General features: G+C 73.1%; 19 protein-coding genes, 1 tRNA gene, 1 other RNA gene and 1 pseudogene. 9 read left to right on the top strand and 13 right to left on the bottom strand.

All coding sequences use genetic code 11. The features are described 5' to 3' along the window. The first annotated feature begins 24 nt into the window (after window positions 1–24). The gene (gene upp / locus ABZ079_RS06070; protein ID WP_356938205.1) at window positions 25–660 is read left to right on the top strand and encodes a uracil phosphoribosyltransferase; all 636 of its coding nucleotides are present in this window, start codon (window positions 25–27) and stop codon (window positions 658–660) included. 121 nt (window positions 661–781) lie between these two features. Here upp and ABZ079_RS06065 read toward each other — a convergent pair whose 3' ends face one another. Then, window positions 782–1,420 (bottom strand): LytR C-terminal domain-containing protein, encoded by a 639-nt coding sequence (locus ABZ079_RS06065; protein WP_356938204.1) that lies wholly within the window; start codon window positions 1,418–1,420, stop codon window positions 782–784. A 97-nt stretch (window positions 1,421–1,517) separates the two neighbouring features. Next, window positions 1,518–1,814, bottom strand: a complete 297-nt coding sequence (locus ABZ079_RS06060; RefSeq protein ID WP_004943146.1) for a type II toxin-antitoxin system VapB family antitoxin — start codon at window positions 1,812–1,814, stop codon at window positions 1,518–1,520. Between ABZ079_RS06060 and ABZ079_RS06055 the strand changes: the two are divergent. After that, window positions 1,798–2,295 (top strand): annotated as a pseudogene (locus ABZ079_RS06055) (helicase HerA-like domain-containing protein); the annotation flags it as partial. The gene ABZ079_RS06060 and the pseudogene ABZ079_RS06055 sit on opposite strands and share 17 nt — an antisense overlap. Before the next feature lie 24 nt (window positions 2,296–2,319). Here the strand turns inward: ABZ079_RS06055 and ABZ079_RS06050 are convergent. From ABZ079_RS06050 to ABZ079_RS06030, 5 genes are all read right to left on the bottom strand, one after another. Further along, window positions 2,320–2,445, bottom strand: coding sequence for a hypothetical protein (locus ABZ079_RS06050; RefSeq protein WP_356938203.1), 126 nt, complete (start codon window positions 2,443–2,445; stop codon window positions 2,320–2,322). 50 nt (window positions 2,446–2,495) lie between these two features. Continuing rightward, complete coding sequence (locus ABZ079_RS06045) at window positions 2,496–2,816, bottom strand: hypothetical protein (RefSeq protein WP_356938202.1); 321 nt, start codon at window positions 2,814–2,816, stop codon at window positions 2,496–2,498. 94 nt (window positions 2,817–2,910) lie between these two features. Then, window positions 2,911–3,579, bottom strand: coding sequence for an HdeD family acid-resistance protein (locus ABZ079_RS06040; RefSeq protein WP_356938201.1), 669 nt, complete (start codon window positions 3,577–3,579; stop codon window positions 2,911–2,913). A 152-nt stretch (window positions 3,580–3,731) separates the two neighbouring features. Next, a complete protein-coding gene (locus tag ABZ079_RS06035) occupies window positions 3,732–4,325 on the bottom strand; it encodes an HhH-GPD-type base excision DNA repair protein (RefSeq protein ID WP_356938200.1) in 594 nt (197 codons plus the stop codon). Window positions 4,326–4,471: 146 nt separating this feature from the next. After that, on the bottom strand, window positions 4,472–5,194 hold the full coding sequence (locus tag ABZ079_RS06030) for a siderophore-interacting protein (RefSeq protein WP_356938199.1): 723 nt from the start codon (window positions 5,192–5,194) through the stop codon (window positions 4,472–4,474). 77 nt (window positions 5,195–5,271) lie between these two features. Here ABZ079_RS06030 and ABZ079_RS06025 point away from each other — a divergent pair, with 77 nt between their 5' ends. From ABZ079_RS06025 to ABZ079_RS06005, 5 genes are all read left to right on the top strand, one after another. Then, window positions 5,272–7,395 carry a penicillin acylase family protein gene (locus tag ABZ079_RS06025; RefSeq protein ID WP_356938198.1) on the top strand — a complete coding sequence of 708 codons (2,124 nt, stop codon included), beginning with the start codon at window positions 5,272–5,274 and terminating at the stop codon, window positions 7,393–7,395. Further along, a complete protein-coding gene (locus ABZ079_RS06020; RefSeq protein ID WP_356938197.1) occupies window positions 7,379–7,966 on the top strand; it encodes a GNAT family N-acetyltransferase in 588 nt (195 codons plus the stop codon). The genes ABZ079_RS06025 and ABZ079_RS06020 overlap by 17 nt, the downstream gene beginning before the upstream one ends. Before the next feature lie 74 nt (window positions 7,967–8,040). After that, on the top strand, window positions 8,041–8,499 hold the full coding sequence (locus tag ABZ079_RS06015; protein ID WP_356938577.1) for a cupin domain-containing protein: 459 nt from the start codon (window positions 8,041–8,043) through the stop codon (window positions 8,497–8,499). Further along, window positions 8,496–9,257 carry a glucose 1-dehydrogenase gene (locus tag ABZ079_RS06010; protein ID WP_356938196.1) on the top strand — a complete coding sequence of 254 codons (762 nt, stop codon included), beginning with the start codon at window positions 8,496–8,498 and terminating at the stop codon, window positions 9,255–9,257. Before ABZ079_RS06015 ends, ABZ079_RS06010 begins: the two co-directional genes overlap by 4 nt. A 56-nt stretch (window positions 9,258–9,313) precedes the next feature. Next, window positions 9,314–11,095, top strand: coding sequence for a copper resistance protein CopC (locus tag ABZ079_RS06005; protein WP_356938195.1), 1,782 nt, complete (start codon window positions 9,314–9,316; stop codon window positions 11,093–11,095). 58 nt (window positions 11,096–11,153) lie between these two features. Here the strand turns inward: ABZ079_RS06005 and ABZ079_RS06000 are convergent, their stop codons facing one another. The 6 genes from ABZ079_RS06000 to ABZ079_RS05975 form a co-directional block, all read right to left on the bottom strand. Further along, complete coding sequence (locus ABZ079_RS06000; protein ID WP_356938194.1) at window positions 11,154–11,453, bottom strand: SCO5918 family protein; 300 nt, start codon at window positions 11,451–11,453, stop codon at window positions 11,154–11,156. A gap of 69 nt (window positions 11,454–11,522) precedes the next feature. After that, complete coding sequence (locus tag ABZ079_RS05995; RefSeq protein ID WP_356938193.1) at window positions 11,523–12,989, bottom strand: DEAD/DEAH box helicase; 1,467 nt, start codon at window positions 12,987–12,989, stop codon at window positions 11,523–11,525. Between the two features lie 182 nt (window positions 12,990–13,171). After that, on the bottom strand, window positions 13,172–13,375 hold the full coding sequence (locus tag ABZ079_RS05990; RefSeq protein ID WP_007383480.1) for a cold-shock protein: 204 nt from the start codon (window positions 13,373–13,375) through the stop codon (window positions 13,172–13,174). A 272-nt stretch (window positions 13,376–13,647) separates the two neighbouring features. Beyond that, window positions 13,648–13,989 (bottom strand): MerR family transcriptional regulator, encoded by a 342-nt coding sequence (locus ABZ079_RS05985; protein ID WP_356938192.1) that lies wholly within the window; start codon window positions 13,987–13,989, stop codon window positions 13,648–13,650. 1,724 nt (window positions 13,990–15,713) lie between these two features. After that, window positions 15,714–15,935 (bottom strand): hypothetical protein, encoded by a 222-nt coding sequence (locus ABZ079_RS05980; protein WP_356938191.1) that lies wholly within the window; start codon window positions 15,933–15,935, stop codon window positions 15,714–15,716. A 272-nt stretch (window positions 15,936–16,207) separates the two neighbouring features. Next, window positions 16,208–16,295, bottom strand: a tRNA-Ser gene (locus ABZ079_RS05975). A gap of 72 nt (window positions 16,296–16,367) precedes the next feature. On the opposite strand from ABZ079_RS05975, the gene ffs reads away from it, so the two are divergent. Together ffs and ABZ079_RS05965 are read left to right on the top strand one after the other, a co-directional pair. Next, window positions 16,368–16,466: signal recognition particle sRNA small type (gene ffs, locus ABZ079_RS05970), an RNA gene on the top strand. A 53-nt stretch (window positions 16,467–16,519) separates the two neighbouring features. Next, window positions 16,520–18,799, top strand: a complete 2,280-nt coding sequence (locus ABZ079_RS05965; RefSeq protein ID WP_356938190.1) for a DNA polymerase III subunit gamma and tau — start codon at window positions 16,520–16,522, stop codon at window positions 18,797–18,799. The last annotated feature ends 22 nt before the right edge of the window (window positions 18,800–18,821 follow it).

Below are 18,821 nucleotides of genomic sequence, written 5' to 3'. Positions count from 1 at the left end.
CGGAGCGCAGGTACCGTTAGGGGCATGCGTCTCCACGTCGTCGACCACCCCCTGGTCGCCCACAAGCTCACCACGTTGCGCGACCGGCGCACGGACTCCCCCACCTTCCGCAGGCTCGCCGACGAACTGGTCACCCTGCTCGCCTACGAGGCCACGCGGGACGTGCGCACCGAAGCGGTCGACATCGAGACGCCGGTGGCCACCACCACCGGCGTCAAGCTCGCCCGGCCCCGCCCGCTGGTCGTGCCCATCCTGCGGGCCGGTCTCGGCATGCTGGACGGCATGATGCGGCTGCTGCCCACGGCGGAGGTCGGCTTCCTGGGCATGATCCGCAACGAGGAGACCCTGCTGGCCTCCACGTACGCCACGCGCATGCCGGAGGACCTCTCGGGCCGCCAGGTGTACGTCCTGGACCCGATGCTGGCCACGGGCGGCACGCTGGTCGCGGCGATCCAGGAGCTGATCAGGCGCGGCGCCGACGACGTGACGGCCGTGGTCCTGCTGGCCGCCCCCGAGGGCGTCGAGGTCATGGAACGCGAGTTGGCGGACACCCCGGTGACGGTCGTCACGGCGGCGGTGGACGACCACCTCAACCAGCACGGCTACATCGTCCCCGGCCTCGGCGACGCGGGCGACCGGCTGTACGGCGCGGCGGAGTAGGCGATCTGAGCAGGCGCCCTCAGGAGGCGGCGCCGCAGGGGGCGCGAGGAACTGCGCGACAAGCAGCCGACGGCCCGCGGCCGTACACCGCGCAGCTCCCCGGCGCTTCGCCGGCCAAGGCTCAGCAGCTCTTCTTCGTCGAATCCGCCGAAGGTGTGGGCGCACTCAGCCTGGCCAGGGCCTGATCGGCGGAGGCCTGCTCGGCCAGTCCCTTGAACGAGTCGCCGAGGATCAGGTCCAGGTCGGCGCCCTTGCGCCCCGTGGCGGTGCGGCGCTCGGCGCCGGCGAGCTGGGTGGCGAGCACCGGCAGCGAGGTGTTCAGAGCGGACGTGGGGCCGAGGACTATCCCGGTGCCCTTGACCTTCTTGTCGAACTCCTTGCTCGCGTTGCCCACGTCACCGATCTTGAAGCCGCGCTTCTTCAGCTCGTTCGCGGTCTCCTTGGCGAGCCCGGTGCGCTTGGTGGCGTTGTAGACGTTCACGGTGATCGTTCCGGGCTGGGGCAGCGCTTCGGCCCGTGCGGCGTGGGCGGCCTTGGTGCGGCAGTTCGCCGTGAGAGCGGACGCAGGGGCCTTCTTGCCGCCGCCCGTGAAGACGTCGATGAGCTGCAGGGTGCCCCAGCCGATGAGACCGAGCACGGTGACGGACGCCGCCACGGCGGCCATGAGCCTGCCACGGCGCCGGGGCGGTCGCATCCGAGGGTATGTGCCCCCCGTGATCCGGTACTTGCCGCCCATGCCCGGGGGAGTCAGCATGCTCATGAGCGCAGCGTAGTGCGCCCGAGCGGCGATGCCTATCTGATGATCAGCCGATGCCGCTCAGCAGAACCCGAAAGGGCCAACGGTCGCGTCGCCCGGGTCAGTCGAGTTCGAGCACGCGTGCGTGCAGCACCTGGCGCTGCTGGAGGGCGGCACGGACCGCGCGGTGCAGACCGTCCTCCAGGTACAGGTCGCCCTGCCACTTCACGACGTGCGCGAACAGGTCGCCGTAGAACGTCGAGTCCTCCGCCAGCAGGGTCTCCAGATCGAGCTGCTGCTTGGTGGTCACGAGCTGATCGAGGCGGACCGGGCGCGGCGCGACGTCCGCCCACTGCCGGGTGCTTTCCCGGCCGTGGTCGGGGTACGGCCGGCCGTTTCCGATGCGCTTGAAGATCACACGGAAAGCCTACCGGCCCAGACGTTCCGGGCGCAGCCATGGCGGCGGAGTGCCACGCTTGAAAAGGTGTCGCAAACCAGTCATATGGGCTACTACCGCCCTCGCCCGGCTCGGCAACCGCGTCCAGCACGCCCTGCGTGCCTTCACCCCCGACGGCCGGAAGGCCTCGGAGGCCACCGTGCGGACCCCGAGGCCGGCGTACGACCTGGACGTGCTGCTCACGGCCTCGGTGCCGGCGCCGTTGTGCACAGGCTGTGGACCGCGCGTCGGCGTACGAGAGGCTGAGCGCACGGCCCGCGGGGCGGCCCCTCCGGGAGGGGGCCCCAGGCCAACGCCCGTGGCCGAGGCCCCCCGAGGAGGAGCCGCCGCTGGTCGAACAGGACGTGAGCAGCGGCATGTTCACGTCCCGGGCCCGCTCGGTCGGCACCCAGATCGGCCGCGAGATCACCCGCTCCCTGTCCGGAGGGCCCGGCGGAGGCGATGGCCCGCCCCCGCCGGTTCCGGTTCAGCGGTTGCGTTCCCCGGGTTGCCGCTGCGGCTCCGGTTGCCGCTGGTCCGGCTTGTCCGCCGTAGCGCGTCGGGCCTCCGCGCGCAGCAGGGCGCGCAGGGCGGCGTACGGGTCCATGGGCATGGCTGTGCTCCTTGCGTCGAGCCGACTGACCTGTGCGGGGCGCGGGTCCGTCAGCAGCGCAGAACCACCGTGCGCAGCAGGGGCGGAGCGTACGGCACCCTCGGCGTGGCGGGGCGCGGGTGTGCCGCGGGCCGGGCGGGCGCCGGGTCGGGGAGGGGAGCGGGGCGCTGCGGCACGTCGGACCGGTGCACGGCGCGGGCGGACGGCCGCAGGACGATGTCGAGGACGTCGTGCTCGGCGGTCTCGGCAGCCATGCCGAGGGCGGAAGCCGCCTGCACCTGCACATGGGCCCCGGGCACCCACAGCGCGAGGAGCAGCACGAGCACCCGCAGCCGGGTACGGCCCCGGGGAATGCTCGTGGTCCCGTTCACGGCAGGTGTCTCCCCGTGGTGGTCGGGGAACGCAGCGCCCCTGCCGCGAGATTCGCTTGCTCGGCGTAACCGGGGGACGTGCGGTTGACGGCGGTCACACCGTCCGCGGTACCTGGTCGGCCCGGCCGCGGATGCGGAACCCGGTGATGATCTCCACGATCCCCACCGCGACCAGCCAGACGCCGCCGACCAGGGTCAGTACGGCGACCGACTCGAAGGGCGAGTCGATGAGCACGATGCCGCCGATGAAGGTGAGGATCCCGAGGAAGATCTGCCAGCCCCGGGCGGGCATCCGGGAGTCGGAGGCGGCGGCCAGCGTCTGGGTGATCCCGCGGATCAGCCAGCCGATGCCGATCCACAGGGCGAGCAGCAGGATCGACTGCATGGGCCCGCGGAAGCAGAACAGGCCGAGCAGGATGGACAGGGCGCCGCTGATGAAGGCCAGCACGCGCAGCGAGGTCGCCTTGTGCGTGCCGAAGGCGGACACCAGCTGGAAGACTCCGCTGATCACGAGGTAGAGGCCGAAGAGGACACCGGCCGCTAGCAGGGAGGCACCGGGCCAGATCAGTACCAGGACCCCGAGGGCGAGCGAGGCGATCCCGGTGACCAGGACGACCTGCCAGGCGGCACGGGACAGGGCGTGCAGGGGGCCCTCGAACGGTGGCTCGGGCTCGTGGCGGCCGCCCGGAGGGTGTGCCGTGTGGACGTGCCGGTCGTCGTACTCGCGGCCCCATTCGGGGCCGCTGTTCGGTGCCTCGGTCATGGTCCATGCTGGGAACGCGGCGGACGGCCCCGCCATCCGGGTGGGCCGACCGGCGTAATCCCCCGCGGTGGCTCACCCGGCGCGTCCGCGGTCCGCCCGGGATGTCCCTCACGCCCGGGTGCCCCGCACGGGCCGGCCGTCCGGCGCGTTTCTCACCTGCCCGCGGCCTTGGCGGCCTTCGCCGCCGCCTTCATCTCCTGCTTGTGGGCGCGCACCCTGGCCAGGGACTCCGGCCCGGTGATGTCGGCGACGGACCGGAAGGACTTCGCCTCGCCGTACGCGCCCGCGGCCTCCCGCCACCCCTGGGGCGTGACCCCCAGCTGCTTGCCGAGCAGCGCGAGGAAGATCTGCGCCTTCTGCCTGCCGAACCCCGGCAGGTCCTCCAGCCGCTTCAGCAGCTCGGCCCCGTTGCCGACGCCGCGCCAGACGGCCTCCGCGTCCCCGTCGTACTGCTCGACCAGGTACTGGCACAGCTGCAGGATGCGCTTGGCCATCGAGCCCGGGTACCGGTGTACGGCGGGCTTCTCGGAGAGCAGCGCGGCGAATGCCTCGGGGTCCGCCGCGGCGATCTCGTGCGCGTCCAGATCCTCGGCGCCGAGCCGGTCCGCGATCGTCCGGGGCCCCTTGAACGCCCACTCCATCGGCACCTGCTGGTCGAGCAGCATCCCCACCAGCGCGGCGAGCGGGGAGCGCCCGAGCAGCGCGTCGGCCTCCGGGTCCTGGGCGAGATGCAGAGTGACGTCCATGCGTCGATGATCCCGCGCCCCGCCTCGGTCCGCGCGCCCGCCTCGGTCCGCGCGCCCGCCTTGGTCCGTGCCCCGCCCGGGTTCGCGCGTCTGCCTGGGTCCGTGCGCCCGCCTTGGGCCGCGCCCCGTCCCGGTCCGCGCTCGCCTCAGTCCGCGCGCCAGTACCCGAGCGCGTGCACCCGCTGCTTCGGTACGCCCAGTTCCCTGCGGACGTACGACGCGAGCGCCCGGGTCGTCGCCGTGTCGCAGGCGATCCAGACGTACGGGTCGGGGACGCCGTCGAGGACGGCGGGCAGCTCGGCACGGACCCGTTCGACCAGGTGGGCGCCCGCGTCCCGGCGCGGGATCTGCCGTATGTCGTGGTGCTCCGCGTCGGCACGGCAGGGCAGACCGTCCAGGTCCCCCTCGAACCAGAGGGTCGCCGGTGCGGAGTCCAGCGCACCGAGCAGGGAGTTGATCGCGGGCAGGGAGGCCGGGTCGCCGATCGCGACGAGGTGCGAGGGCGCGGGGTCGGGATGCTGGAAGCCGGTGCCCTGCACGGTGGCCTCGACCGTGTCGCCGGGCCGCGCCGACCGTGCCCAGTCGGAGGCGGCGCCCTCGTGCAGGGCGAACTCCAGGCCGAAGGTGCCTGCCGCCGGGTCGGGATCGACCAGGGTGTAGGCCCGCTGGTGCGGCCGGCCACCGGCGGAGAACCACAGCCGGACCCACATCGTGGGGTGGACTCCGGCCGCGGCGAGCAGTCCGCCGTCGTCCAGCCGCAGCCGCCGGTAGTGGGGGGTGACGTCCTCGGCGTCGGTGACGGTGCACACGAAGTCCTTGGCGCGCAGCAGTCTGAGGACCGCCCCCTCCCAGCCCCGGCCCTGCCCCATGACCCCTCCGCCCTCGCGTACGATTCCGGTACAAGCAGTTAGGCAAGGCTAACCTAAAGTAGAGGGGGGTCTCAGCGGTGACCACCGAGACCTACCGTGACGCCTGGGGCATTCCCCATCTGCGCGCGTCCAGTGCCCGCGGACTCGCCCACGCCCAGGGCCGGGTGACCGCCCATGACCGGGCCTGGCAACTGGAGGTCGAACGCCACCGCTCGCAGGGCACCTCGGCCTCCTTCCTCGGGGCCGGCGCCCTCTCCTGGGACGTCCTCGCCCGCCGGGCCCGTCTCGACGACACCGCCCGCCGCTGCTTCGCCGCGCTGGAACACCGGGACCCCGAAACGGCCGACTGGGTCCGTGCGTACGTCGACGGGGTCAACGAGGGCCTGCCCGCCGGGGCCCGCCGCGCGCCCGAATTCGCCCGCACCGGCCTCGCCCCCGGCCGCTGGCAGCCCTGGACGCCGCTCGGTGTCTGGCTCGCCACCCACATCCTCTTCGCCGGCTTCCCCGCCAAGCTCTGGCGCGAGCAGGCGGTACGGCACCTCGGTCCCGACGCCGTCCGGCTGTTCGCCACCGACGGCCCCGGCACCGCCGGCAGCAACGGCTGGCTCGTCGCCGGCGACCGCACCGACACCGGGCAGGCGCTCATCGCGGGCGACCCGCACCGCTTCATCGAGGACCCGGGCGTCTACCAGCAGATCCGCCTCTCCTGCCCCGAGTTCGACGTCGTCGGCCTCGCCGTACCCGGCGTCCCCGGCATCGCCCACTTCGGCCACACCGGCACGGTCGCCTGGGCCATCACCAACGCCATGGCCGACTACCAGGACCTGTACCGGGAGCGCCTCCGCCGCACCGGCGCCGGCATCGAGTCCCTCGGCCCGGACGGCGTCTGGCACCGAGCCGCACGGCACACCGAGACCGTGGAGATCGCGGGCGAGGCCGCGACGGAGATCGAGGTCATCGAGACGGAGCGGGGCCCGGTGATCGCCGGAGGCCCGGAGGGGCCGGAGGCGGGACACGCCCAGCCCCACGCCCTTCCCACCGCCCTCGCCCTCCGCTACCCACCCCGCGTCACGGAAGACCTCGGCTTCGGTGCCCTCCTCCCCCTCCTCCGCGCCCGCACGGTCGCCGACATCGACCGTGCCCTCGACGCCTGGACCGAACCCGTGAACGTCGTACAGGCCGCCGACACCGAGGGCGGCCTCCTGCACCGGGTCGCCGGTTACGTACCGCTCCGCGCGGAGGTCAACCGCATCCACCCGGTCCCCGCCTGGGAACCCGGCCACGAGTGGCACGGCGTGCACGAGGCGCCGTACGCCGACCTGACCGACGGCATCGCGGTGATGGCCAACCAGCGCGGCCCCGCCACCCCCCTCGGCGTCGAGTTCGCCCCACCGCACCGCGCCGCCCGCATCCGCGCCCTCCTCGACGCACGCCGCACCTGGAACGCCGACGGCATGCACGCGATCCACACCGACACCCACCTCGCCTCCGCCGGCCCCCTCCTCGACCACCTCGCCGCCCTCGACGGCCTCACCCCGGACGCCTCCCGCCTGCGCGACCGCCTGCTCGCCTGGAACCGCCGCATGGACGCCGGCAGCACCGACGCGGCGGCCTACGCGGCGGTGCGCGGCGCGGTCGTACGCCACCTCGCCGACCACCCGGTGTTCGCCCCGCTCACCGAGTCCCCGGCCTACCCGGAGGTCCTCCTCCCGTGGCTGGCCCTCCTACCGCGCATCGGCTATGCCCTCGAACATCTGCTGAGCGCGGAGGAGTTGTACGGCATCGACCGCCCGGCGATCGTCCGTACGGCCCTGGAGGAAGTGGCCGCCGAGCCGCCCACCGGCACCTGGTCCGACACCCACCGCCTGGCCCCCTGGCGGGCTCTTCCGGACGAGCCGGACGAGCCGGGGAGGCCGTACGCCGAACCCGGCCTGGCCGGCGACCACGACTGCGTGCTGTGCACCTCGGCCGTCCCCGGCCTCACCGACCGCGCCGCACGCGGCCCGGCCGCCCGCTACGTCTGGGACCTGGCCGACCGCGCCCGCAGCCGCTGGGCGGTCCCCTTCGGCGCCGACGGGGTCCCCGGCACCCCGCACCACCACGACCAACTCCCCTTGTGGCTCGAGGGGGAACTGGCCCCCATCGTCACCGACTGGACCCTGCTGGCACGCACCGAGGAAACCAATGACCGACCTGCATGAACAGCACATCGACGGCTACGGCACCGTCCGCGTCCGCCCCCTCGACCCGGAGGCGGACGCGGACGTGATCCACGCCTGGGTGAGCGGGGAACGCGCCGTCTTCTGGGGCATGAACGGCCTCACCAAGGCCCAAGTCACCGAGATCTACGCCCATATGGCCACGCTCGACACCCACCACGCCTACCTGGTCACCAAGGACCGCGAGCCGGCCGCCCTGCTCCAGACGTACGAGCCCGCCGCCGACCGGGTGGGCGAGTGCTACGAGGTACGCCCCGGCGATCTCGGCGTCCACCTCCTCCTCGCCCCCGCCGGCGCCGAGGGCCTCCGACCGGGCTGGACCACGGCCCTGCTGACCGCGATCACGTCGTACGCGCTGCTGACCCTGGACCGGCGCCGGATCGTGGTCGACCCGGACGTCCGCAACACCAAGGCGATCACCCGCTTCGAACACCAGGGCTTCCGGCGCGGGCCTGTGGTCGTCCTCCCCGAGGTGGACCTCCCCGACGTCCACCTGCCGCGGAAGCGGGCGCAACTGGCCTTCCTGGACCGGGAGGTAGCCTTCCCCGGGTGACGACGCCCGACGCATCGACGCCTGACGAGACGACGCCCGACGAGACGACGCCTGACGAGACGACGCCGCAAGAGCTGATCGCTCACTACGGACTCGAACCCATTCCGCGCGAGGGCGGTCTGTTCCGGCGCACCTGGGCGGGGCCCGAGCGGCCGGACGGCCGGCCCGAGGGCTCCGCCATCGTCGCGCTGCTCACCTCCGACGACTTCTCCGCCCTGCACCGCCTGCCCACCGACGAGGTGTGGCACCACTACCTGGGCGACCCGCTCCACCTCCTTCTCCTCGCCCCCGACGGCACCACCCGGACCGCCGTCCTGGGCCCCGGGCTGCGGTCCGGTCAGCACCTCCAGCTGACCGTGCCGGCCCGCACCTGGATGGGCGCGCGCGTCGCCCCGGGCGGCGCATGGACGTTCTTCGGCTGCACGATGGCGCCCGGATTCACCTACGAGGACTACGCACACGGGAACGCCGAGGACCTCACGGCGCGTTACCCGTCCGAGGCCGCCCTGATCAGGGAACTGTGCCGCCCATGAGCCTGCTCGACGGACAGACCGCCCTGGTGACCGGCGCGGGCGGCGGCATCGGCCGCGCCATCGCCCTGCGCTTCGCCCAGGAGGGCGCGGCGGTGGCCCTCCACTGCCGTACGGCGCTCGCCGCGGCCGAGGACGTGGCCGCGCGCATCCGGGACGCGGGCGGCGAGGCGGTCGTACTCCGGGCGGACCTGACGGACGAGGACGCCTGTCACCGTCTGGTCCGCGAGACCACGGACTGGTCCGGGGGCCGCCTCACCGCCCTCGTCAACAACGCGGCCGTCCAGCCGGTCCAGCCCCTGCCCGGCATGACGGCGGCCGAGTGGCGCACGGTGGTCGACACCAACCTCACCAGCGTGTTCGCCTGCACCCAGGCCGCCGCCGGGCACCTGCGCGCACACGGCGGCGGCACCATCACCCACATCGCCTCCATCGAGGCCGGCCATCCCGCCCCCGGCCACGCCCACTACGGCGCGGCCAAGGCGGCGGTGGTGATGCACGCCCGCGCGGCGGCCCTGGAGTACGGCCCGGCAGGCATCCGCGTCAACACGGTCTCGCCCGGCCTCATCGAGCGGGAGGGCCTCGCGGAGGCCTGGCCGGACGGCGTGCGCCGCTGGCTCGCCGCCGCCCCCACCGGCCGCCTCGGCCGCCCCGAGGACGTGGCCGGCGCCTGCGTCTTCCTGGCCTCGCCGCTCGCCTCCTGGATCACCGGCCACGACCTCGTGGTGGACGGCGGGGTGACGGCCCGGCCGACGTGGTGAGCACGGCGGCGGATCTCTCCGTATGTAGACAGAGGGCGGGCGACGGGAGGGGCGAGGTGCGCGACGGACACCGATGGCTGCGGCGGCTGACGCTGCTCGGTGCGGGGCTGCTGCTGGTGCTGCTCGGTGCGGCGGCCCCCGCCTCCGCACACGCCGCCCTGCGCGGGACCGATCCCGCCGACGGGACCGTCCTGAGGACGGCACCCCGGCATGTGACCCTCACCTTCACCGAATCGGTCGGCCTGCTCACCGGCTCCTTCCGGGTCTACGACCCCGAGAACCACCGCGTTCGCACGGGCCCCGCCGACCATGCCCCCGGCCGCTCCGACACGGCCCGCGTGGCTCTCCCCGCCAAGCTGGCCGAGGGCACCTACACGGTCGCCTGGCGGGTGGTGTCGGCCGACAGCCACCCGGTGTCCGGCGCGCTCACCTTCTCGGTCGGCACCCGCACGGCGACGGCGGCGAGCCCGGCACCGGACCGCACGGAGAACCCCGCGACGACGGCTCTGTACAACATCGCCCGCTACCTCGCCTACCTCTCCGTGGCCCTCCTCCTGGGCGCGGCGGCGTTCGTGGCGTACTGCCGCCCGCCCACGGCGGCCCCGTTGCGTACCCCCGCCCTGGCCGCCGCCGGTGCGCTCCTCGCCTCCACGACGGCCCTCCTCCTGCTGCGGGGCCCGTACGAGGAGGGCACCTCCCCGGCGAACGCCCTGTCCCTCTCCGCCCTGACCCGCACGGCGACGACCCGCCCCGGCGAACTCCTTCTCGCGCGGCTGGTTTTGCTGCTGCTGGCCGGAGCCCTCGTGATGCTCCCGAGGGTCCGCGGCACAAGGCTCTCCCGCCGCATCACCCTGGCGGCGGCCGCGGTCTTCTCCGTGGCCCTCTCCCTGACCTGGGCGGCGGCCGAGCACGCCTCGGCGGGCATCCAGGTCCCCTTGGCGATCACCTCGGCCACCCTGCACCTGCTGGCCATGGCGGCCTGGCTCGGCGGCCTGGCCGCCCTCCTGCGCACGCTGCACCGCACCTCACCGGCGCCCGTCACGGTCCTGCGCTTCTCCCGCCTGGCCCTCATCTCCGTGACGGTCCTGGCCCTGACCGGCGTCTACCAGTCCTGGCGGGGCCTCGGCTCCTGGCAGGCGCTCACGGACACGACGTACGGCCGTACCCTGCTGGCCAAACTGGCGGCGGTGACCGCGCTGCTGCTGGCGGCGGCGTGCTCCCGCACCTGGACGACCCGGCTGGCCCGGGCGGCCGCGCCCGGGACGACGGCCCTCGCCCGCGTCCCCGAGCCGGCCACCGGCCCCCCTCTTCCCCCGGAGCCGTCCCCTTCCGTCCCGCCCCCCGGGACCTCCCTGCACCTCCTGCGCCGCTCGGTGCTGGCCGAAGCGGCCGTGAGCGTGCTGGTCCTGGTTCTGACGACCCTCCTGACCAGCACCCTGCCCGGCCGTGCCGCCGCCGAGGCGGCGGACTCCGGTGTGACGGCGGCCGGTCTCCCGACGGCCTCCGTCACCACGATCCCGTTCGACGTCGGCACACCCGGCGGCCGCGGCACGGTCCAGATCACCCTGGACCCGGGCCGGGTCGGCCGGAACTCCGTCCAGGCGGTGGTCTACGGACCCGACGGCGGCCTGTCCACGGTCCCCGAACTCCGCATCGCCCTCACCCTTCCGGCCCAGCGGCTCGGTCCCCTGGACACCAAGGTCACGGACCGCGGCGGCTACTGGGCCACCGACTCCTTCGACCTGCCCATCCCGGGGACCTGGACGATGAAGGTGACGGTACGGGTGTCGGAGGTGGACCAGGTGACGGTGTCCCGCCCGGTACGGGTGACGCGGTAGGCCACGTTCCGGGGACGCGTGGCCACCGGCCGGGAGCAACGGAAGGGCGGCTCGGGGCCTAGCTCAGCGGGCTGTCGGCCCAGGGGAGCGACGAGGGGTCGACGTAGCCCTGCGGCCGGGCGGGCGGGGCCTCATGACAGGTGAAGCCGAGCCGGGTCAGTGCCCTGCTCACTTCACCCGCGGTGAAGTCGCGCCGGTCCTGCTTGGTGATCACCTGGCCGACCTGCTTGACCGGGTACACCCGGCGGCCGATGGTCACACACGCCCCGGTGGCGGGCTCGGGCGGGATGCCCTCCATCGACTGCTCGACCTCGCTCTTGACCAGGTCGAAGGGGAAACGGGCGATGACACAGCGCATGATGCCTCCACGGGGAGCGGTCGGGGTGGGACGGTGGGGCAGGTGCCGGCGCCCCGTCGGTTCGCGTGGCTATCGGGTCGGGCGCGAGCCCGGACGCCGGGACCGCGTCGCCCGCCCGCTCCGGCCGCGCCCGGCGGCCCCCGCCCGCGCGGGGCGCTCGGTGGCCGGGACGGCGATCGTGATGGGCACTCCGGAGGGCGTCCGGGCACCGGTGATACGGCTCAGCTCGTCCCCGCCCGGGCTGACGCGGGTGGTCTGGGGGGTGATGCCGGCGTCGGCCATCAGACGGTTCACCGTGCGCCGCTGGTGCGGCAGGACCAGCGTGACGACGGTGCCGGACTCGCCGGCGCGGGCGGTGCGGCCGCCACGGTGCAGGTAGTCCTTGTGGTCACCGGGCGGGTCGACGTTCACCACCAGATCGACGTTGTCGACGTGCAGGCCGCGGGCGGCGACGTTGGTGGCCACCAGAACGGTCACCTGGCCGTCCTTGAACTGGCCGAGGGTGCGGGTGCGTTGCGGCTGGGACTTGCCGCCGTGCAGCGCCGAGGCGCGTACGCCGACCGACAGCAGGTGCTTGGCCAGTCGTTCCGCCGCGTGCTTGGTGTCCAGGAACATGATCACCCGCCCGTCGCGAGCGGCGATCTCGGTGGCGGTGGTGTGTTTGTCGTCGTCGCTCACGTGCAGCAGGTGGTGCTCCATCGTGGTGACCGTGCCCGCCGACGGGTCCACCGAGTGCACCACGGGGTCGTGCAGGTAACGGCGCACGAGGAGGTCGATGTTGCGGTCGAGGGTGGCCGAGAACAACAGTCGCTGGCCATCGGGCCGCACCTGGTCGAGCAGGGCGGTGACCTGGGGCATGAAGCCCATGTCGGTCATCTGGTCGGCCTCGTCCAGAACGGTGACGGCCACCTGGTGCAGTCGGCAGTCACCCCGGTCGATGAGGTCCTTGAGGCGGCCGGGGGTCGCGACGACGACCTCGGAACCGGCACGCAGAGCGGCCGCCTGCCGGCCGATCGACATGCCGCCGACCACCGTGGCCAGCCGCAGGCGCAGCGCCCGTGCGTAGGGGGTGAGCGCCTCGGTGACCTGCTGGGCCAGCTCACGGGTGGGTACGAGGACGAGGGCGAGCGGCTGCCGGGGCTCGGCCCGCTGGCCGTCCAGGCGGGCCAGCAGGGGCAGGCCGAAGGCGAGCGTCTTGCCCGAACCCGTGCGTCCGCGGCCCAGGACGTCCCGGCCGGCCAGCGAGTTCGGCAGGGTCGCCGCCTGGATGGGGAAGGGCGCGGTCACGCCCTCGGCGCGGAGTGCGGCCTGCAGGCGCTCCGGCAGGTCGAGGTCGGTGAACGCCTCCACCGCCGGCAGCGCCTCGGTGAGCGTGACGGGAAGGGCGAACTCACCGCCGGCGGCGGGCCGGGAGCGGCGCGAGCCCTGGCCGCTGTTTCCGGCGAAACCGGGACGGGATCCCTGCCGTCCTTGCGGGCTCGTCCCTCGCGAACGGAAACGAGAGGAGCTGTCGCCGGTGCGGCGGGTGCGGTTCATGGGGAACCTTCCTCGATGCGTGCGGCACGTGTCGAGGAATTCCTTTCGGCGGTGCGGAACCGCGGGAGAATTCGCAAGAAAGAGCCGAAGGGAAAGCGTCAATGGGGTGGAGCGGGGCAAAAAAACGGGCTGGGGCCCGCGCCCCAAGAGCGCGGGCCTCAGCCACGTGGTACGCGTCAGCGTCAGGCGGGAACGATGTTCTCGGCCTGCGGGCCCTTCTGGCCCTGCGTGACGTCGAAGGTCACCTTCTGGCCCTCCTGAAGCTCGCGGAAGCCGGAGGTGGCGATGTTCGAGTAGTGCGCGAACACGTCGGCGCCGCCGCCGTCCTGCTCGATGAAGCCGAAGCCCTTTTCCGCGTTGAACCACTTCACGGTGCCAGATGCCATATTGAATCTCCCTCGGGGGCAGTGCCGGGATCCACACTGTGCGGACCCCGAGTCGCCGCGATGATCACCCCTCCGGAAGACCCGGAAAGACCCGGAAGATTTCACAGGGAAGCTCCGGCAATCAAAACTGCAACTGTTATCACGGTAACACAGGAACCTTCCGGACGACGTGCTTTCCTTAACCTCCTTTGAAGGGGGCGGAGAAACTCGTGGCGCCCGGCATGTAATCCTGCAACGGCCGGAACAGATATTCTTTCGCCGGGCCGCCGTATTCAGGGATTGCCACCCGTGCCGGAGTCGTCCGTCGTGCCGCGCATCTCCTCGTTCAGGCGGAGGGCTTCCTCCAGCTGGTCCTCGAGGATGATGATGCGGCACGCGGCTTCGACGGGTGTGCCCTGGTCCACGAGCTCGCGGGCGCGGGCGGCGATGCGCAGCTGGTAGCGGGAGTAGCGGCGGTGGCCGCCTTCCGAGCGCAGCGGGGTGATCAGCTTCGCTTCGCCGAGGGCCCGCAGGAAGGCCGGGGTGGTGCCGAGAACGGCGGCGGCACGCCCCATCGTGTAGGCGGGGTAGTCGTCGTCGTCGAGGTTGCCGGCGGCGGGGTTCTCTGCGGGCATGGCACCTTCGTTTGGGGTCCGCGGCGAGGGGGGCCCGGATGGGCTCGGCACCGTGCCGAGGGATGCGGCACCGACGACACCACTGGCGGCTGCGGCCCCGTCCATGTGGGTGCCTCGGTGTCCTGGTGTCCTGACCTCACAACCCTAACGTCGTCGCGGCCCGATATGTGGCGCTGCTCCTGCAGATTTCCGCCTGCGCGCGGCCTCGCGCCCGCCGGACCGCTCGCGGCCGGCCCGAGGATTGCGCCGGTGGAGCCTGGCTACTCGTCCCGAAGGGGTTGGGAAAGCAGCCCCACGGGCTCCCCGGGCACGCGCCCGGGAGGCCCGGCCCGCGGAACCCGGCTGAGGGGCCAAGGCCAGGTCCCGGTACATCGGCGGCATCCCGCACCTGAGCGGAACCGGCCGGTCATCGACGCGCAGCAGCGTGCCGCCGCGCCCTGCTCGGCCGCCGGGTCACGGTATCCGTCGCCTTGACCGGCAAGGGGACCTCCGGCCTGTGGCCCGACTGGATGTCCACCGGGTGCGTTCGGCCGGAGTGGTCCGGTTCCCGGACAACGGAACCGGAGCGGGACCGCGTCGTGCCTTCTTCCCGCCGCGGGCCCAGGGAGCCGACCACGGCGACCGCCGCCACGCCGGTCACGGCCAGGTGAGCAGGACCGTACGCCGTCCCCGTCCCCGCCGAACGGTGCTGCGGAGGAGGAGCTGGGGCCGTCCCGGGCGGCGGCGCTGCGGGGGAGGCGCGGGGGCCGTCCCGGGCGCGTCATCGATGTGTCCAACCGTCTCGGCCATGATCGGCCCTTGCCGGCCGGCGGGTTGGCCCGCACGCGATGATCGGGGCGCAGAGGCGGCGGGCGGCTCGCTCGGCTGAGGCCGAGCGCTGATCCGAGCCCGGCTCACCCGGGTTGTCGGCAATATCCGTCCGGACCCGGGTCCGGGAAGTCAGGGGCGCCGTCCGTCTGCATGCGGCCGGCGCACTCAGGTTCGTCGTTGGTCTGCGCCGGAGTGAGCTCGGGCTCGTCGGCCTTCTCCCTGCCCTGGGAGACCGTGCGTTGAGTCCGGCGCACTTCCTGGTCGCGCAGTGAACTTCGGGTCCTTCGTCAGCGCCAGGCCCTGGACGGAGAAGCCGACCTGTCCCTTGGCGTCCGGGTCGGGGGGGCATCCCGTTCTCCCGCATGCGCGACCACGTGCGCCGGCTGTCGACGTACGCGGACATGTCGTCCCACCGCCGTCGGGATCTTCGCGCCGTCGTCGTCGCGCCGCAGCCGGTCAGCGCGAACGCCATCACAGGCGCCGCCGCGCCTTCGCAGAACCTGCCAGCCGATCATGCGCCCTGCCCCCCACACGCTTTCCAGGTCTGCTGGTGGGTGTGAAGGGGCCGGCTGGGGCCGTTCACCTGCGTGAACGTAGCTGGAGGAGACGGATACCGAGACGGCCGGTGAGACCCGGCTGCCGAAGCCACTGTCACCGGTCAGAGCCGGCTTGCCCTGCGTTGAGTCGACCCATGTCCGAGAGGGATGCCCACGCATCATCCTCCATCGGGAAGGTTTCGTCCTCCCCGAAGTCCGGGGCCTGGAAGGGGTTGGTCGCCGGAGGCGGCGATGCCGCGGTGGCGTAGCGGGGCGCCCCTTCCGGAGCGGAGAACAGCGAGGTCAGGTCGATGAGAGGTCTTCCATTCGTTTCGGGGCCGTGAAGGAGCCGCCGTGCCGTGACCCGGCACGGCGGTCCTACAGCTTGCTCATCTTGGTGTACGGACTGAGGATCCGCTCTCGCACCGAGCCGAAATCGACGAGTGCGGCGATTCCCTCCTCGATGCCGATCACTCGGCCGAGGCCGTACATGTCGTGTGTGACCTGGTCGCCCACGGCGAACTGCTTGCGGGGCGGCGCGACCGGGGCCTTGAAGGGGCTGGTAGGCAAGTAGCGCTTCTGTGCAGCTGGCTTTGTCATTGTGACCAGTATGCGCCCGCGGGTCTCCGTTCGGGGCGGCCGTCCGCGTTCGCTGTTCGGCCCGGGCCCCGACAGCGAACACCGCTTCGCGGAGCGAGGTGGGGCGGGTGCGGCTCTGACCTGCGAAATGCCCACGAGGGCGGAGCGGGGGGCAGCCCCGCCGGCCCCTGCCGTTCCCCGCGGCTCCCCGCTGGACGAGAACTGGGCCGGACAACGTCGAAGGGCCCCGCTGCGAGCAGCGGGGCCCTTCGACATCGTGCCCGGTGAGGCACTGGCGGAGGATACGAGATTCGAACTCGTGAGGGGTTGCCCCCAACACGCTTTCCAAGCGTGCGCCCTAGGCCTCTAGGCGAATCCTCCGCCGGAAACATTACATGACCGAGGGGAGTGCTCGCGAACTCGTTCCCGTCGGCCGTCATCGGGTACTGTGGGCGCAGCCCCTCACGCGGCGCTATCTGACTGAACTCCCCCAGGGCCGGAAGGCAGCAAGGGTAGGTCGGCTCTGGCGGGTGCGTGGGGGGCGCTTGCGTTCCCGGGCCTGCGGGCGGAGCCCGTTGTCGGTGGGCGCCATTAACCTCGTATGCGTGTCGTCTCTCGCGCTGTACCGCCGCTATCGCCCGGAGACCTTTGCCGAGGTCATCGGGCAGGAGCATGTCACCGACCCGCTGCAGCAGGCGCTGCGGAACAACCGGGTCAATCACGCGTACCTGTTCAGCGGTCCGCGTGGGTGCGGGAAGACCACCAGCGCGCGCATCCTGGCCCGCTGCCTGAACTGTGAGCAAGGTCCCACTCCGACGCCGTGCGGGGAGTGCCAGTCGTGCCGGGACCTCGCCAGGAACGGGCCGGGTTCGATCGACGTCATCGAGATCGACGCGGCCTCCCACGGTGGCGTGGACGACGCCCGTGAGCTGCGCGAGAAGGCCTTTTTCGGGCCCGCGAGCAGCCGGTACAAGATCTACATCATCGACGAGGCCCACATGGTCACGTCGGCCGGCTTCAACGCGCTGCTCAAGGTCGTCGAGGAGCCGCCCGAGCATCTGAAGTTCATCTTCGCGACCACCGAGCCCGAGAAGGTCATCGGGACCATCCGGTCGCGGACCCATCACTACCCCTTCCGGCTGGTGCCGCCGGGCACCCTGCGGGAGTACCTCGCCGAGGTGTGCCGGCAGGAGGACATCCCGGTCGAGGAGGGTGTGCTTCCGCTCGTCGTGCGTGCGGGCGCCGGATCCGTGCGTGACTCCATGTCCGTCATGGACCAGCTGCTCGCCGGAGCCCGGGAGGAGGGTGTGACGTATGCCATGGCCACCTCCCTTCTCGGCTACACCGACGGTTCCCTCCTCGACTCCGTCGTCGAGGCGTTCGCCACCGGTGACGGTGCCGCGGCCTTCGAGGTCGTCGACCGGGTCATCGAGGGCGGCAACGATCCGCGCCGGTTCGTCGCCGATCTGCTGGAGCGGTTGCGGGACCTGGTGATCCTCGCCGCCGTTCCGGACGCCGTCGACAAGGGGCTCATCGACGCCCCCGCCGACGTCCTGGAACGCATGCAGGCCCAGGCCTCCACCTTCGGCGCCGCCGAGCTGAGCCGCGCCGCCGACCTCGTCAACGACGGCCTGACCGAGATGCGTGGCGCCACCTCGCCCCGCCTCCAGCTGGAACTGATCTGCGCGCGCGTGCTGCTCCCCGCCGCCTACGGCGACGAGCGGTCGGTGATGGCCCGCCTCGACCGTCTCGAGCGCGGCGTCAGCTTCTCGGCCGGTGGCGGCGCGCCCGCCCTGGGATACGTCCCGGGCCCCGAGGCACACGGCGGCGGCGCGGCGGTACCGGCCGGCGGGGGCCCGGCCGCGGCTCGCGCGGCGGTGCGGGCCGGTGGTGGCCCGGGCAACGGAGCCGGCGGTCCGGCCGTGACGGGAGGCCCGGCGGCGGCTCCGGGAGCACCGGCGGCCCCCGCATCCCCGGCTCCCGCTCCCGCCGCCCCCGCATCCCCGGCTTCCGCTTCCGCCGCCCCGGCCCCGGCAGCTCCCGCTCCCGCCGCCCAGGCACCGGTGCCGTCTCCGGCAGCCCCCGGAACCCCTGCGGCCCCTGCCGGTCCGGCCCCGGGCGCCTGGCCCACCGCAGCTCCCGCCGGTGGCGGGCGGCGTCCCGGTGGCTGGCCCACGGCCGCCGCTCCGGCGGGCCCCCAGCAGCGTCAGGCCCCGGCCCCGGCTCAGCCGCAGCAGCAGCCGTCCGCCACCCCGACGGCGCCCTCGGCCCCGGCTGCTCCCACCGGCGGCCTCGACCCCCGCGCGCTCTGGCCGAACATCCTCGAGGCCGTCAAGAACCGCCGTCGCTTCACCTGGATCCTGCTCAGCCAGAACGCCCAGGTGGCCGGCTTCGACGGCACCACCCTGCAGCTCGGCTTCGTCAACGCCGGCGCCCGTGACAACTTCACGAGCAGCGGCAGCGAGGACGTGCTGCGGCAGGCGCTGGCCGAGCAGTTCCACGTGCAGTGGAAGATCGAGGCGATCGTCGATCCGTCGGGCGGCGGCGCCGCTCCGGCGGCCGGCGGCTCGGCGGGCTTCGGCGGAGGCGGTGGCTACGGCGCTCCCGCGGGGAGCGGTGGCTACGGCGCCCCGGCCGCACCTCCCTCCATGGCTCCGCAGCCCCCGCAGGCGTCGGCCTCCGCGCAGGGCGGCCCCGCTTCCGCCCCGGCGGCGCCCTCTCCTGCCCCCCGGTCCACGGCCGCACCCGAGCCGCCCCCGGTCGCTCCTGAGGACGACATCCCCGAGGACGACGACCCGGACCTGGACGAGTCGGCCCTGTCCGGCCACGAACTGATCGTGCGGGAGCTGGGGGCGACGGTGGTGGAGGAGTTCTCCAACGAGTAGGTGGCCTTTGCGGTGCCGGGCA

This window comes from Streptomyces sp. NPDC006314 (genome assembly GCF_040613075.1).
GTDB lineage: Bacteria > Actinomycetota > Actinomycetes > Streptomycetales > Streptomycetaceae > Streptomyces.
Note: the sequence above shows the minus strand (reverse complement) of the source record. Positions and strands in the feature narration are given on the sequence as shown.

Bases quoted from the DNA above. Each gene is read 5' to 3' on its own strand.
- upp (WP_356938205.1), top strand. From the start codon at position 25: ATGCGTCTCCACGTCGTCGACCACCCCCTGGTCGCCCACAAGCTCACC.
- ABZ079_RS06065 (WP_356938204.1), bottom strand. From the start codon at position 1,420: ATGAGCATGCTGACTCCCCCGGGCATGGGCGGCAAGTACCGGATCACG.
- ABZ079_RS06050 (WP_356938203.1), bottom strand. From the start codon at position 2,445: ATGCCCATGGACCCGTACGCCGCCCTGCGCGCCCTGCTGCGCGCGGAG.
- ABZ079_RS06040 (WP_356938201.1), bottom strand. From the start codon at position 3,579: ATGACCGAGGCACCGAACAGCGGCCCCGAATGGGGCCGCGAGTACGAC.
- ABZ079_RS06035 (WP_356938200.1), bottom strand. From the start codon at position 4,325: ATGGACGTCACTCTGCATCTCGCCCAGGACCCGGAGGCCGACGCGCTG.
- ABZ079_RS06030 (WP_356938199.1), bottom strand. From the start codon at position 5,194: ATGGGGCAGGGCCGGGGCTGGGAGGGGGCGGTCCTCAGACTGCTGCGC.
- ABZ079_RS06020 (WP_356938197.1), top strand. From the start codon at position 7,379: ATGACCGACCTGCATGAACAGCACATCGACGGCTACGGCACCGTCCGC.
- ABZ079_RS06010 (WP_356938196.1), top strand. From the start codon at position 8,496: ATGAGCCTGCTCGACGGACAGACCGCCCTGGTGACCGGCGCGGGCGGC.
- ABZ079_RS06000 (WP_356938194.1), bottom strand. From the start codon at position 11,453: ATGCGCTGTGTCATCGCCCGTTTCCCCTTCGACCTGGTCAAGAGCGAG.
- ABZ079_RS05995 (WP_356938193.1), bottom strand. From the start codon at position 12,989: ATGAACCGCACCCGCCGCACCGGCGACAGCTCCTCTCGTTTCCGTTCG.
- ABZ079_RS05990 (WP_007383480.1), bottom strand. From the start codon at position 13,375: ATGGCATCTGGCACCGTGAAGTGGTTCAACGCGGAAAAGGGCTTCGGC.
- ABZ079_RS05985 (WP_356938192.1), bottom strand. From the start codon at position 13,989: ATGCCCGCAGAGAACCCCGCCGCCGGCAACCTCGACGACGACGACTAC.
- ABZ079_RS05980 (WP_356938191.1), bottom strand. From the start codon at position 15,935: ATGACAAAGCCAGCTGCACAGAAGCGCTACTTGCCTACCAGCCCCTTC.